Origin of the sequence: Apilactobacillus zhangqiuensis (assembly GCF_019656215.1) — a bacterium.
Lineage (GTDB): Bacteria > Bacillota > Bacilli > Lactobacillales > Lactobacillaceae > Apilactobacillus > Apilactobacillus zhangqiuensis.
Genome location: NZ_BPLK01000001.1, coordinates 254678 through 268821 on the forward strand (window position 1 = coordinate 254678; position 14144 = coordinate 268821).

Consider the following 14144-nt stretch of genomic DNA (forward strand, 5'->3'; position numbering starts at 1 on the left):
TTATTCACGGAATTATGAATATTAATTATGAAAGAAAAGAGTGAGTGTTTTGAATAACGACGAAAACATGAGTCGAAGAAACAGAAAAAACACATCCAAGAAACACATGAAGACTTGGAAAAAGGTTGTTTTATGGATTATTGGGTTATTGATTGTATTATTGGGAGTCAGTGCATTTGCCGCATACCATAACGTCAAAAAGACCGCTGATGCTGTCTACCAACCATCAGGAGCAAAGACTGTTAGGAATGCTTCTTCGCTATTGAAGTCACAAAAGCCAGTGTCATTGTTATTTATGGGAACTGATACTGATTTTGGCGGTCGTAGTGATAAAGGTCGTACCGACAGTATGATGATTGTAACTTTGAATCCTAAGACAAGTACAACCACGATGGTAAGTATCCCACGTGATATGAAGGTTAATTTACCTGATTTTCCTCAATACTCACCATCAAAGATTAATGCGGCCTACACTTACGGAGGTAACAAGGAAGCAATCAATGCCGTTGAAAGCCACTTCAGTATTCCAATTGACTACTACGTTACTTTGAGTCTTGGTGGACTTAAGAAGGCCATTGATCAAGTTGGCGGTGTCGACGTTGTTTCTCCACTAACTTTTGACTACCAAGGCCAACACTACACCAAGGGTAAGTTAGAACATATGAATGGGAACAAAGCAATGTGGTTCTCCAACATGAGATACCAAGATCCACAAGGTGATTATGGTCGTCAATACAGACAAAGATTAGTACTGGAAGCCCTAATGAAGAAGGCTATTTCATACAAAACTGTGATTAATTCAGACTTTTTAGACTCAATTTCTCATAACTTGAAAACTAATTTGACCATGAGTGACATGCTTCAATTAGCATTGCATTACAGAGGCACTAACAAAAATATCAAGAGTGATTATGCACACGGAACGGGTGAAATGCTAGACGGTGTATCATTCCAAGATGTGTCTGGTAGTGAACAAAACAGAATTTCTAGCCTAATTAACGAAAGTTTGAAGGGTTAAATAAAAAAATAAAAAGATGCGACAATTTTTGTCGTATCTTTTTTTGTACATATGTTTAAAAGTAGAAAATTTAAATTGAGTTATAAAACGTTTAAATCTTAATTAGACTACAGTTATATTTGGCCAGTCCCCTTTTATAGCTATTTTAAGATGATATAATTGACAATTGTTTATAGTTTAAGTAATACAGCTATTCAAAATAACTAATAGAAGGGTGCTTTACAGTGGAGAAACAAGAAACTAATTCTTTGGAAGAATTAAACAAAATCTTTCGAATTTTGTATAAACATATCAAATTGATAATTGCTACGATTGTAATTACAGTATTGGTTTTTGCAATCGGAGTATTTTTTGTCGTTAAACCAAAATACCAAGCGACATCCGAAATTATCGTTAGCCAAAGATTGGATCACGATGCTCAAGCAGCAGAACAACAACAAATCCAATCTACTGACTTGCAATTAGTTAATACATATAAAAGTATTTTAAGCAGTCAAACAGTTGGTAATTCGGTTAAAAATAAAGTGGGTAGCAAGATTTACAAGGACAGTGAATTGAACGTTTCAACAGATACCAATTCACAAGTCATTAACATCAATGTTACTTCCCATGATGCTAAACAAGCAGCAAAAATTGCCAACATAACTGCCTCTACCTTTAAGACTAAAGTTAAAAAAATTATGAACGTTAATAACGTTTCCATTATTTCAAAAGCTAAAGAAATCAAGAAGCCAATCTTCCCTAAGAAGGGACTTAGCTTACTTGCTGGAGTTTTGGTGGGAGTTATTTTAGGAATGTTCTTAGCACTATTGAGTGAATTCAACGATAAGACAATTTCCTCAAAAGACTTCATCGAAAATGATTTAGGCCTAATTAATTTAGGAACAATTAGCGATATTGATATGGAAACTATCAGTAAACAAATTAAGAAATAAAGGAAGAGTGTAATGGGATTATTTAATAAGAGTCCAAAGAAAAAATTAAATGATGACAGTTCCAAATTTGGGGTTAATTTGGTTGCTGAATTGTACCCAACATCATCAGTGGCCGAACAATTCAGAACTGTTATGACTAATATTTCATTTGCCAACATTAAAGGTGAACTAAAAAGCTTAATGGTGACATCAAGTGATCCTTCAGAAGGTAAGTCAACTTTCAGTGCCAATCTAGCGGTTACTTATGCCAAGCAAGGTAGAAACGTTGTCTTAGTTGATGCTGATATGAGAAGACCAACTGTTCACAAGAGTTTTAATGTTAGCAATCAAAAAGGGTTATCAACCATTTTATCTGGTAACTCAACAATCGAAGATACTATCAAATACACTTCAATTGATAACCTAAACGTTATTACTAGTGGTCCAATTCCACCAAATGCATCAGCATTACTCGGAAACCGCAAGATTATCGATATTATCAACAAGTTTAACAAGCCAAACGACTTGGTAATCGTTGATGTACCACCAGTTAATACAATGACTGATGCGTCAATTGTTTCCACAACAGTTGACGGTACTATTTTTGTACTACCACAAGGAGTTGCCGAAAAGAAACGTGCCAAGATGGCTGTGGATCAACTAAAGAAGGTTAACGCCAACATCTTGGGTGGTGTTATGAATATGTCCAAGGATAACCTCACAAACGATTACTATTACTATTATTCAAAGTAGGAGTTTTATAAATGATTGATTTACATTGTCACATGTTGCCATCTGTAGATGATGGGGCAAAGACTATTAGTATGGCTTTGGATATGGCAAGAGAGGCTGAGTCTGAAGGAATCAATAATATCCTACTAACTCCCCATCACATGGATGGCGAATATATAAATCATAAAGAAGATATTGAAAAAGCAGTTCATAATCTCCAAATGACCTTTAACGACCAAAATCTTGATATCCAATTACGTCCGGGACAAGAGGTTCACATTAATGGTGACTTGCTAAAAGCTATCAACGAAGATGATGTCTTATATGCGGATGGAATTAACAAGAAGTATATGATGCTTGAATTCCCACATAGTGGGGTTCCTGAATATGCTGAAGATATGATTTTTGAGCTAAAGGTCAAAGGAATTATTCCGATTATTGTTCATCCGGAAAGAAACCATGGAATTCAACAAAATCCAGACATTTTATATGATTTGGTTAGTCAAGGATGCCTAACACAAATCACTGCCACTAGTTATGTTGGCGGATTTGGATCCACCATTCAAAAATTCACTGACAAGATAATCGATGCTGGATTAGGATTCATGTTTTCTTCTGATGCCCATAATTTGAGTGGTCGTCGCTTTAGAATGAAGGAAGCATTTGACCGTTTGGAAGAACAGAAAGGTAAAGATTTTGCCTTGAGGTATGAGAGAAATGCCGAAAAGGTTTGGAACAGCGAAACAGTTGAAATTGGGAATATAGATAGAGTTAAAAAAGAAAACACAGCTTCAAAGTTTTTTAAGAAGCTTCTGGGGAAATAGAGAAGGTAGGTTCAATAGAGATGGAAAAGCATTCAAATATTTATAGTAATTTTTACCTTACTGTTAAACGATTATTTGATATTGCTGCTAGTTTATTTGCGTTACTGATTACGTTACCACTGACATTGGTGGTATCACTTTGTATTTATCTAGACGACAGAGGTCCCATTTTTTACACACAAAAGAGAATTGGAAAGAATGGAAAGCCATTTAAAATATTTAAATTCAGATCGATGTGTCAAAATGCGGATGAGAAGAAAAAAGAATTAACCGAACAAAATGAAGTTAACGGAGCCATGTTTAAGATGAGCAACGATCCTAGAGTAACTAGGGTAGGGTGCTTTATCAGACGCCACAGTATCGATGAATTGCCACAACTAATAAATGTTTTACTTGGTAACATGACAATTGTTGGTCCTAGACCACCTTTGCCAGAAGAGGTCGCACAATACAGTAAATATGATATGGAACGTTTAAAGGTCAAACCGGGATGTACCGGGTTATGGCAGGTAAGCGGTCGTAATTCATTAGACTTTGATGAAATGGTAGAACTAGACATCGATTACATTGAAAATGCAAGTCTATTGTTAGATATGAAGATTTGTTTTAAAACTATTTGGATTATGATTTATCCAAACGAAGCATATTAGTAATAGGGAGATTTTATGCCAAGAGAGAAAGAAAAACTTAAAATTATGTACGTTGTAGAATCACTCGGAGGAGGAGTGTTATCTTACCTACTACTTTTGTGCAATGAACTAGCTAAAAAAGGTAATGATATTACTTTGCTTTATGGAGTTAGACAACAAACTCCAGATAACTTGCGAGAATTATTTGATAATAGAGTTAACTTAATAGAAGTAAAAAATTTCCAAAGATCTGTTAGTCCAAGTGCTGACTATCGAGCATATTGTGAAGTAAAACAGCAAATTATGGATGTTAAACCAGATATCGTTCACTTGAACTCGTCCAAAGCTGGTGCCATTGGAAGAATGATCAAACTATTTAATTTTCATAGTTTGAAGGATACACAATTCTTCTATACCCCACATGGATATTCATTTTTAATGGGTAACGAGTCACCGCTAAAAAGAAATATTTATTATGCCATAGAAGCACTATTGAGTAAGTTAAATACCACTACGATTGCCTGTGGTAGCGGTGAATATAAGTATGCCGAAAAAATCGATAAGAGTTCTAAATATGTAAATAATTGCGTTGATTTAGATTACATTGATTCGTTTATAAATGACAAATCAAATACTTTAACGGACGTTTTCTATACAGTCGGAAGAATCAACGAACAAAAGAATCCAAAAATGTTTAATCAAATCGCTTTAAGACACCCCGAATGGCAATTTATTTGGATTGGCGATGGTCCGATGAGAGACGAACTATCAGCCAAAAACATTAAGATTACGGGATGGCTTACCAACCAAGAAGTAATGAGAAGCGTTCAGGAATATGCCAACTTTATTTTGACTTCTAAGTGGGAAGGACTACCAATCGTTCTATTGGAAGCAATGGCATTGAGAAAAAAATGCTTCGTGACAGACGTTAGTGGTAATTCAGAGGTAATCAACGATACCAATGGATTTAAGTTTAATAACGTTGAAGAATTCGATCAGCAATACGCAAGCATCAAAAAGGATGAAAACTTGTGTAAGGGTGTAATGGCACGTAAGGACGTTGAATGCCTATATTCAAAGGATTCCTTCGTACAAGGATACACTAGGATTTATGAGGGATAGTTTTAAGGAGAACCAAATGATTTCAGTAATTATGTCTACCTATAATCGCGGTAAGAAAATTAGTCGATCGGTTGAATCAATCTTGCAACAAACAGTCAGAGATATAGAATTTATCATTTGCGATGATTGCTCAACCGATGATACTTACACTACATTACAAGAGATTGCCAAGTCAGATAGTCGCGTTAAGATAATTCGAAACGAACAAAATATGGGACTACAAAAGTCTTTGAATAGATGCCTTAGCTTATGTAACGGTGATTATATCGCTAGAATGGACGATGATGATTTTTCATTGCCTGATAGATTTGAAACTCAATTGAAGTTTTTACAAGAAAACCTTGAATATAGTTTCGTGGGTTCAAATGCCGATGAAGTGTTTGATGACCATAGCCTAGTCACCGATTTACCAAGTCATCCGGATCAATTCGACCTTATTAAGAGAAATCCCTACGTGCACCCTTCAATTATGATGAGATCAGACGTGATTAAAGCCGTGGGTGGATACTCTGAAGCTATCAAGCATTTAAGGGTAGAAGATTATGAATTATGGATGCGCCTATATAAGAATGGATATAAGGGTGCCAACATCAAGAGACCGCTAGTGGAATACAGTAAGTCATTTACTAACACTAAATTTTTGGATCGTAAGAATACCATTAAATTGGTACATCAATATATTTCGGATTTTAACCTACCAATTTACTACGAATATATTAATGTGCTAACAGCCGCCAAACTATTGGTACCAGCTAAATTAAAGAGATTAATAAGACTTATATAGTAAGAGGGATTTGATTAAAAATGAGACAAGCAATTCTCGTTATGAATAACGGTGGATTTGATACCTTACAACAAACAATCAATCTACTGGATGATAAAGATATCGATTTTTATATTTACGCTAAAAACGACGGTAGCTTAACCGCCAAGAATTCAAAGCTGAACTTTGTGGGATGTAATAAGAAGGTTCATTCTCAGACCTTTGCGGAATTAGTAGAAGAAAAACTATTAATTAACCAAGCATTGAAGGGGGATTATGAATACTTCCATTTAATTTCATCCAATGATTTTCCATTGATGAACAAGCAATACTTCAAGGATTATTTCGCAAGTAAGCCGGTCAAATTAGGATTTGTAGAATTTTCCGATTCACAAGATCATAACTCACAAGCTTTCTACTATCCTTTCAATAATTTTAACTATCAAAGATTATGGTCAGCTTTCTTGTTCGTCAAAATATGTATGTTATTGAATCATATTTTCGGTGTGGAAAGAATTGCCAGTAAGGATGTTGTAAAGGGATGCCCTTACTTCTCACTACCAAGAAAATATGTAACGCAATTAGATGAACAAAAGGTGGATAACTACCGTCACACTATTAATCCAAAAGACTTTTTTGCACAAACTGCTTTGAAAGATCTAAAGACTGATAATCCTGAATATACAATTAACTCTAATCGCTTTAATTTGATGAAAGCTTACTCCGCTTCTGCTAGATATGCTAACTACCTAAGAAGAAAGAAGCTTAACTGGTTTGACGAAAAGGCATATCAATTTTCAGACGCTGACAAAGATGAACTAAAAGATGCTGTTAATTCGGATTATGCATTTGCACACAATGTGTGTGATGCTAAAGATTTAACTTCATTGTTGAAAGATTAAGATTGGGAGGACACTATGAAACATGCAGTTATGATTATGGGATATGGAGATGGCAAGATTGTTCAAAATACCATCGACGTACTAGATGATCCAGAAATTGATTTTTTTATTCATTGGGATAAGAAGTTTGATATTCCAGAATTTAATAGCACTAACTCTCAAATCTATTTCACTAAAAATCGCCGTAAAGTATATTGGGGTACTGATACACAAACAATGGTAGAAAGAATGATGATTGAAGAAGTCTACAACACTCATCGTTACGATTATATCCACTTAATTTCATCAAACGATATGCCACTAATGACTCCAGACTACTTTAAGTCTTACTTCGAGAAGAAACCATATGCGATTGGTTTTCTAGATTACATCGACAGACAAATTTATAATCGTGCTAAGTACTACTATCCTATTAGATATATGAAGCTAAAGAGTGGGGTTAGATTCTACTTAATTATTAAGAACCTAGAATATCTAAACACGATACTGGGAATTAATAGATTGAAACACAAGACATTGGAAAAGGGATGCAACTGGTTCTCAATGAATATTAAATATGCTGAAAGAGTGCTTAACTTCAAGGACTTCAACATGTTTAAGAATACATTTACTGGTGATGAATTTTTTATCCAAACCATCTTGAGTGACTTGAAACCAAAGAATCTTACTGAAAAATACGATTACTACTCAGATGATTACAGAATGACTAGATCAAGTGCAATGGCAAGTCGTTACATTGACTGGCTTAACGGTCACGGTAAGCCATACGTATTTACTGCCAACGACGTAGACCGTCTAAAGACGGTCGTTAATACAGATTATGCATTTGGTCGAAAAATCGATGATGAAGCAGTAATTACCGAAACCTTTAAAGACTACTTAGCTAATAAAGGAGAATAAACGTGGATACGATAGACACAATAAAACAAAGATTATATCTTTTTTCGTATATAGTTTTAATGGCTACATCAATGCTATATATGTACAGTGAATTCAATAGTGTTGATCAACTTCCTGAACCGGGATATGTAAAAATAATTTGGTGGATGGGGATAGCCATCTTTATTGTTTTACAGGCCACTCTTTTATTGTTAAACATAAATAATCGACTAAAAATGAGTTGCTTAATCATTTTATCAGGATTGTTCTTACTTGATATGATTGGCTTTAAATCGATTAATTTACAAATTATTTGCTTGTCATTCTTAATCATGAATAGCGAATCAATTAGCTTCAAGAAGTTTATTAAAGTTGATTTCATAACAAGAATTGTTTGTATAGCCACGATTTTAATAATGTTTTTCGGTGGAATTTTTCCTAGTCAATATGATGTATACGTTCCAAGAGGGGATACCATCAGAAGTTCTTTAGGATTTAACCATCCGAACTCATTTGGTGGATACTGCTTATACATCTTGATTTCATTCTTACTTTTCTTCTATAGTACAGGACGTTTAAAAAGATTAAACAAACTAATTAACCTATTTTGGTTCTTAGTAATGTTTATTGCGGGATTCTTTATCGAATTCGTTTACGCTGATTCAAGAAGTTCACAGGTAGCTTTTATCATAATCGCTTTACTAATTATTCCACTAGTCTTTAATAAGAACATAAAATCGTTTAAACCGCTATTGGGTATCTTTACGCTTTTGATTGTAACTCTGACATCAATCATGATTGTCTTTTTCTATAATGAATTCAGTACATTTTTTGTGAAATTAAATGACTTAACTTCAAATCGTTTATTCTTACAGAACGAAGCATTTAGAATGTTTGGATTTAGTTTCTTTAACGTTAGTGATTTCGCACAAGGTAATCCTATTTGGGTGGATAACCAATATGTTTATGATTTAATCTCGACCGGTATTATTGGATCTCTAATTTATACATATATATACGCAAAGTCATTTATTAATACGCATAAGGCTAATTGCTATATTTTGTATATTATTTTAATTGCGCTTATTTTTAAGGGTAGCTTTGAATCAACGCTAATTGATTACTATGCATTGCTACCAATTATCTGTTCATTCTTCATGGTAAATAAAATTAGCATGAAACAATAATCGGGTATTATTTTTTCTTTGGGTATATGTTATTATAGACAATTGCTTTAAACAGAGGAGGAATAATTTTGGACGATAATAAACATTGGCGCAAGAATCTTTGGATATTACTATTTGGTACATTTCTAACCGGAATTGCATTTAGTGAAGTTATTCCATTTCAACCGCTATATATTTCTGAATTAGGTAATTTTAGTAAGAGCCAACTTTCCCTACTTAGTGGGATTGTATATGCTTCATCTTTTATTGTCGTAATTTTTACATCGGCCATGTGGGGACGATTTGCGGATCGTCATGGACGAAAAAGAATGGTGTTGCAAACATCATTTGGTTCAGCTGTTACGCTATTCTTAATGGCATTTTGTACTAATGTATGGGAACTTCTAATCCTAAAGTGTCTACAAGGATTTTTTGACGGAGTTATTCCTAACTCAATTGCATTAGTTGCAACTAGTACGCCTAAAAATAAAACGGGTTACGCATTAAGTTGGCTATCAACTGGATACACAAGTGGATTCTTAGTTGGACCTATTTTTGGTGGTTTATTAGTACGATTATTGAGTATTCGTGTTTCCTTTATGGTAACGGGTCTACTACTATTTTCGTTCTTTTTACTAACTTACTTATTCGTTGAAGAACACTTCAAGCCAGATCCAGCTAAGCTAAAAGAAAAGAAGGAATCGTTTGTTAAAATCATCAAACGTTTCCCAAATACACACTTTGTTGTGTGGATTTTAATTATCTCAATTGCGCTTCAAATTATGAATAATTCAATCAATCCATTGATTACCTTATACGTTAAAGAGTTAATGAATAACTCCGGTAATGTATCTGTTGTTTCAGGGATTGTTGCAGCTATGCCAGGTATTGGGATGGTACTTGTTTCTCCTTGGTTCGGAAGACTAGGGGACAGATACGGTACCAACAAGATCCTAACGCTTGGTTTCATCCTTGCAATTCTATTTATTTTCCCACAAGGATTTGCACCAACTGTACTATTCTTTGGTGTATTTAGATTCTTGACTGGGGTTTCTAATGCCGCAATTTTTCCATCTGTACAAACATTGTTGGCAAAGGGAACACCATCAGAATCCACTGGGATGGCATTTAGTCTAAACCAAGGTGCGCAAGCTGTCGGTATTTGTATTGGTTCATTAATGGGAAGTATTATTTCATCTATCTGGGATTACAATGTGGTCTTTTACGTTAGTGCCTTAGTCGTATTAATCACATTTATCCTAGTTAAGATTAAAGTTCCGGAATTGAGAGGTTCAAACGTAGAATAAATATTTTTTCATTAGGAATGTAGGTGTAAAAGGATAAATGAACAAGGGATTCGTTAAAAATATAATTAATCTAATGATCAGTAACTTAATATCGCTGATGATTAGTGTATTATCCTCATTTATTACGCCTCTTATCTTAGGCCATGATGGATATGGTTACTATAAAATATTCTCTCTATATACAACTTACGTTCCATTGCTTCATATTGGATTTATTGATGGAATATTAATTCGTAACGCTGGTAAAAATTTAGAGGATATCTCGTTTAAGAAGTTTCGAACTTATACGTTATTCTTGCTAGTATTTGAGTTGTTCTTAAGTATAGTCATGTCAATCTTTGCATGCTTAATCAACATTCCTCAAATTAATCGAGAAATCATTATTGCGATTGCAATTTACTCATTCTTATTGAATGCGTTAACATATTTTCAATTCTTCTCTAAATGCATTATGCGTTTCAGTGAATTGGCATCAATCGCAAGACTTCAATCATTTATCAATCTATTCTTTTTACTATTAGCTTTGTACTTATATAAATTTACAGCATTCAATGTGAATGTTACTTACTACATGTTTTACATGAATTTTGCTGTCTTTATATTGCTTTGCTACTACGTAATCAGGTATAAAAAAATTATATTGGGTAAGCGTAGAACGATGGCCAGCCAGTTCAAAAATATCCGGGTATTTTTCAGGGTTGGTTTCGCAATTATGATTTCATATCAAATCACGATGGTGATGGTTAACGCTGATAATCAATTTATCTCGATGTTTTTCAAGGTTAGCGAATATGGTAAGTATGCCTTTGCATATTCATTGGCAGCCTTACTATTAACAGTCTTTAATGCTGTATCTTCGGTAATGCTACCGTACATGAAAAAGGCGGGGAAGTCAGCGGTTGAGTCTAATCATGATTCAAACATGGCTATTATGAATACAATTGTGTTCTTAGTAATCATGTCATATTATCCAATTGCATGGATCGTTAATAACTTTATTAGTAGTTATAGCGAATCTGTTCGATACTTAAGTATCGTCTTTCCGGGAGTAGGGATTACTTGTATTGTGCAGTCATATATATTTAACGATTACATCATGGCTAAGAAGATTAAGGATTTCTGCTATATTTCCTTAGCCAACTTGGTGCTTGATTTCGCTACCTACTATGTAGGATTTAGATTGACTCATAGTACACTTAAAATTGCGTTATTATCAATTCCTTTGCTGATGATATGGTACTTAACACTGGAATGGTTTATGAATGCTGAATCAGGCGTTAAGTTCATTAAGAACTTTTATTACTTGATGATTATGGCATTCGCGTTTATCATCATTAGTCATATCAGAAATATCATTATGAGCATGATTCTCTATGTTGTTGTTTACGTAGCCATCACATTAGCGTTTTATTTTAAAACATTTAAAACTATTATCTTAAATTTATAAAGTAGCATTAAAAACTAATCTGAAAATAATCGATGTTTTTCAGGGAATTAATTAATGGATGTTATATTAGTTGATGAATAGGTAAGAGAAGATAGATTACTTTATTCCAGGGACTTTGTCCCACGTTTATTAATCCATAATTAAAAAAGAGACCTCCTCGAGGTCTCTTTTTATTTAACGTCTACATCCGAAGATAGCACGTAGGTATTATCGTTAATCTTATAAAAATTTGTTTGTTCGTCTTGAACCAACTTGGTAGAAGTTAGCTTTGTTCCTTTTTTGTATGTATCCTTTTTTAAGGAATCAAGGCGAGGAAAACTGTATTGACTGGTTTGATCGTTTTTAACAACTAAATCGTATTTTCCATTATGTTTTTGTTTTGATACAGCAACAGTTTGGTTAACTGCTTTCAATGTTGAATCAACGTTACTATTTTTGGTAGCGATACTAATAGCAGCGATGATGGCAATGAATAACAAGATAATGACAATTACAATTTTTGAAAATGTACTTTTCATTTTTTTCATTCCTTCTCATGTTTACTTTGCTACTTCATAGTATACGAATTTCATTGATAGGACAACGAAAAAGTAGCTTGTTTATTTTATATTAAAAAATAATTATAAAAGTGTTGACTTTTTTAATTATGCTCTTATAATAAGGGTCAATTAGATAAGTAAATAGCGATTATAAGAACAACTTATCAAAATCGTTTCCAGAGAGTGCTGGGTAGATGTAACAGCATATCGAATTTGATCAAAAGTTATCATTCTTTAGTTAGCCCACTGAAACAACAGTAAGTGGCGCCGGTAGCAACCGTTAAGTTGACAGCGTATCGATTTTTATCCGTACGTAGAGGATAGTTTTTTTAGACTATTAAATTAAAGGTGGTAACACGCGGAAGCGTCCTTAGACCCATATTAAGTATGGGCTTGAGGGCGCTTTTTTTATTTATCAATTTCAATTAGGAAAGGAAGTGGTGACAATGCAATTACCGATTAGTGAATTAAATGATGGACAGATTAATATTTTATTTTGGATTGCAGCGTCACCAATTAAGGTACGCTGCTAGAAAAGGAGCGTATTATTATGACAACTACTGAATTAGAATTAACCGCAACCGAAGAAAGATTAGCAAACGCATTATTTGAAGCATACAAGACTAAGAAGCCATTAAAGATGGACGAATGGGAAGACATGGTTTCAGATGAAGAGGCTGCATACCGTGTACAACGAAGATTAATGGAATTAAAAAATGAGGATCTTGGAGGATACAAAGTCAGTTTGACCAGCAAACAAACTCAAGATATGTTTGATTCAACCGAACCATTATATGGAGCTCAAGTTAAATCACACTTTGTTCAATCACCGGTATCATTATCACTGGACAGTGAACTAATGGATCCACTGGCAGAGGTAGAGTTAGTCTTCAAGGCGAAAGAGCCGTTATTACCAACAGACAGCTTAGAGGACCTTGCCAATAAGACTACTGTTGCATCGGGGGTTGAGGTTCCAGACTCAAGATTTTTTGATTGGTTCCCATCACTGTCTAAATACATGGTCATGTCAGACGCCGCGGTCGGCGGATATGTAGTGTATGGTGAAGAATTCGAGACCAATAGCTTCTCACTGGAAAACCTAGAGAAAGTAACTACTACACTTACTCATGATGGGAAAGAGGTTGCTACTGGAACTTCTTCAGAAGTGTTAAGTAATCCACTGAATGCACTTCAATGGTTAGTTAAAAAATTAGACGAGCAAGATCTACGATTAGAACCTGGCCAAAGGGTATCTTCAGGAACATTCCTGTTACCACCACACTTAACCAAAGGAAAATGGCAAGCAACATTTAATCAAGGATTTAGTGATGTAAACCTAGACGTTAAATAAACTCAATAAAAAAGGAATACCATCTTAGGTATTCCTTTTTTATTTTGTAATATTTGCAATATTTTGCCTAATTTTGTTTAAGAAAAAGTAAAGGTTATTAACGTTGATTTAAAAGTAACTAATCGAATAATGTAGTATAAAAACTTAAATAAAAATTAAAGATTTCTTAACTTTTGTTTACGTTTTTGTTACAATGAAATCATCAAATTAATAACTTTATCATTGAATTAGGTGGTATTTATGGACAATAATCAAGAGAAAAAATTACATTATAAAATGTACAAAAGCGGTAAGCAGTGGATTATAGCAGGTATTTTATCAGCAACCATGTCAGTAGTTTTTGCTGAACATGTTGATAATACAACTGTGAACGCTAAAGCAGATCAAAATAACGTTACATATACAGGCAGTTACGCATCGAACAATCCCGATAATGGGAAGAGTGCGTACTCAGCATCCTCATACATAAGCGGGACTGGTTCGTTACCGGATTCCGCAAAATCTTCTTTTGCATCAAGTGCAAGTTCATCTACTTCTTCATTATCAAGTTC

Annotated in this window: 15 protein-coding genes; 14 read left to right on the forward strand and 1 reads right to left on the reverse strand. The window is 34.1% G+C overall.

The features are described 5' to 3' along the window. The first annotated feature begins 67 nt into the window (after positions 1–67). The 12 genes from K5Q07_RS01215 (at position 68) to K5Q07_RS01270 (ending at position 11703) form a co-directional block, all read left to right on the forward strand. Positions 68–1018 (forward strand): LCP family glycopolymer transferase, encoded by a 951-nt coding sequence (locus K5Q07_RS01215; RefSeq protein WP_373310017.1) that lies wholly within the window; start codon positions 68–70, stop codon positions 1016–1018. 224 nt (positions 1019–1242) lie between these two features. Then, the gene (locus K5Q07_RS01220; RefSeq protein ID WP_220729220.1) at positions 1243–1953 is read left to right on the forward strand and encodes a YveK family protein; all 711 of its coding nucleotides are present in this window, start codon (positions 1243–1245) and stop codon (positions 1951–1953) included. A gap of 12 nt (positions 1954–1965) precedes the next feature. Beyond that, on the forward strand, positions 1966–2685 hold the full coding sequence (locus tag K5Q07_RS01225; protein WP_220729221.1) for a CpsD/CapB family tyrosine-protein kinase: 720 nt from the start codon (positions 1966–1968) through the stop codon (positions 2683–2685). A gap of 11 nt (positions 2686–2696) precedes the next feature. After that, positions 2697–3488 carry a tyrosine-protein phosphatase gene (locus tag K5Q07_RS01230; protein WP_220729222.1) on the forward strand — a complete coding sequence of 264 codons (792 nt, stop codon included), beginning with the start codon at positions 2697–2699 and terminating at the stop codon, positions 3486–3488. Then, the gene (locus K5Q07_RS01235; RefSeq protein ID WP_373310018.1) at positions 3485–4138 is read left to right on the forward strand and encodes a sugar transferase; all 654 of its coding nucleotides are present in this window, start codon (positions 3485–3487) and stop codon (positions 4136–4138) included. Before K5Q07_RS01230 ends, K5Q07_RS01235 begins: the two co-directional genes overlap by 4 nt. A 45-nt stretch (positions 4139–4183) precedes the next feature. Continuing rightward, positions 4184–5239, forward strand: a complete 1056-nt coding sequence (locus K5Q07_RS01240) for a glycosyltransferase (RefSeq protein WP_220729224.1) — start codon at positions 4184–4186, stop codon at positions 5237–5239. Positions 5240–5255: 16 nt separating this feature from the next. Further along, positions 5256–6023 carry a glycosyltransferase gene (locus tag K5Q07_RS01245; RefSeq protein ID WP_220729225.1) on the forward strand — a complete coding sequence of 256 codons (768 nt, stop codon included), beginning with the start codon at positions 5256–5258 and terminating at the stop codon, positions 6021–6023. A 20-nt stretch (positions 6024–6043) separates the two neighbouring features. Next, a complete protein-coding gene (locus K5Q07_RS01250; protein ID WP_220729226.1) occupies positions 6044–6904 on the forward strand; it encodes a hypothetical protein in 861 nt (286 codons plus the stop codon). Between the two features lie 15 nt (positions 6905–6919). After that, on the forward strand, positions 6920–7804 hold the full coding sequence (locus K5Q07_RS01255; RefSeq protein ID WP_220729227.1) for a beta-1,6-N-acetylglucosaminyltransferase: 885 nt from the start codon (positions 6920–6922) through the stop codon (positions 7802–7804). 59 nt (positions 7805–7863) lie between these two features. Next, entirely contained in the window at positions 7864–8970 is a 1107-nt protein-coding gene (locus tag K5Q07_RS01260; protein ID WP_220729228.1) for an O-antigen ligase family protein, read from the forward strand. 68 nt (positions 8971–9038) lie between these two features. Then, complete coding sequence (locus tag K5Q07_RS01265; protein WP_220729229.1) at positions 9039–10256, forward strand: MFS transporter; 1218 nt, start codon at positions 9039–9041, stop codon at positions 10254–10256. Positions 10257–10293: 37 nt separating this feature from the next. Further along, positions 10294–11703, forward strand: coding sequence for an oligosaccharide flippase family protein (locus K5Q07_RS01270; protein WP_220729230.1), 1410 nt, complete (start codon positions 10294–10296; stop codon positions 11701–11703). Positions 11704–11873: 170 nt separating this feature from the next. On the opposite strand, the gene K5Q07_RS01275 is transcribed toward K5Q07_RS01270, so the two are convergent. Next, entirely contained in the window at positions 11874–12221 is a 348-nt protein-coding gene (locus K5Q07_RS01275; RefSeq protein WP_054606952.1) for a hypothetical protein, read from the reverse strand. Positions 12222–12792: 571 nt separating this feature from the next. On the opposite strand from K5Q07_RS01275, the gene K5Q07_RS01280 reads away from it, so the two are divergent. Beyond that, positions 12793–13593 carry a 2-keto-4-pentenoate hydratase gene (locus tag K5Q07_RS01280; protein WP_220729231.1) on the forward strand — a complete coding sequence of 267 codons (801 nt, stop codon included), beginning with the start codon at positions 12793–12795 and terminating at the stop codon, positions 13591–13593. A 327-nt stretch (positions 13594–13920) separates the two neighbouring features. Continuing rightward, on the forward strand, positions 13921–14144 hold a 224-nt coding region (locus K5Q07_RS01285), incomplete at its 3' end, for a hypothetical protein (RefSeq protein WP_251067608.1).

Excerpts from the sequence above, each read along its gene's own strand:
- K5Q07_RS01255 (WP_220729227.1), top strand. The coding sequence starts at position 6,920 with ATGAAACATGCAGTTATGATTATGGGATATGGAGATGGCAAGATTGTT.
- K5Q07_RS01275 (WP_054606952.1), bottom strand. The coding sequence starts at position 12,221 with ATGAAAAGTACATTTTCAAAAATTGTAATTGTCATTATCTTGTTATTC.
- K5Q07_RS01225 (WP_220729221.1), top strand. The coding sequence starts at position 1,966 with ATGGGATTATTTAATAAGAGTCCAAAGAAAAAATTAAATGATGACAGT.
- K5Q07_RS01240 (WP_220729224.1), top strand. The coding sequence starts at position 4,184 with ATGTACGTTGTAGAATCACTCGGAGGAGGAGTGTTATCTTACCTACTA.
- K5Q07_RS01245 (WP_220729225.1), top strand. The coding sequence starts at position 5,256 with ATGATTTCAGTAATTATGTCTACCTATAATCGCGGTAAGAAAATTAGT.
- K5Q07_RS01250 (WP_220729226.1), top strand. The coding sequence starts at position 6,044 with ATGAGACAAGCAATTCTCGTTATGAATAACGGTGGATTTGATACCTTA.
- K5Q07_RS01260 (WP_220729228.1), top strand. The coding sequence starts at position 7,864 with ATGGCTACATCAATGCTATATATGTACAGTGAATTCAATAGTGTTGAT.
- K5Q07_RS01270 (WP_220729230.1), top strand. The coding sequence starts at position 10,294 with ATGAACAAGGGATTCGTTAAAAATATAATTAATCTAATGATCAGTAAC.
- K5Q07_RS01215 (WP_373310017.1), top strand. The coding sequence starts at position 68 with ATGAGTCGAAGAAACAGAAAAAACACATCCAAGAAACACATGAAGACT.
- K5Q07_RS01230 (WP_220729222.1), top strand. The coding sequence starts at position 2,697 with ATGATTGATTTACATTGTCACATGTTGCCATCTGTAGATGATGGGGCA.
- K5Q07_RS01280 (WP_220729231.1), top strand. The coding sequence starts at position 12,793 with ATGACAACTACTGAATTAGAATTAACCGCAACCGAAGAAAGATTAGCA.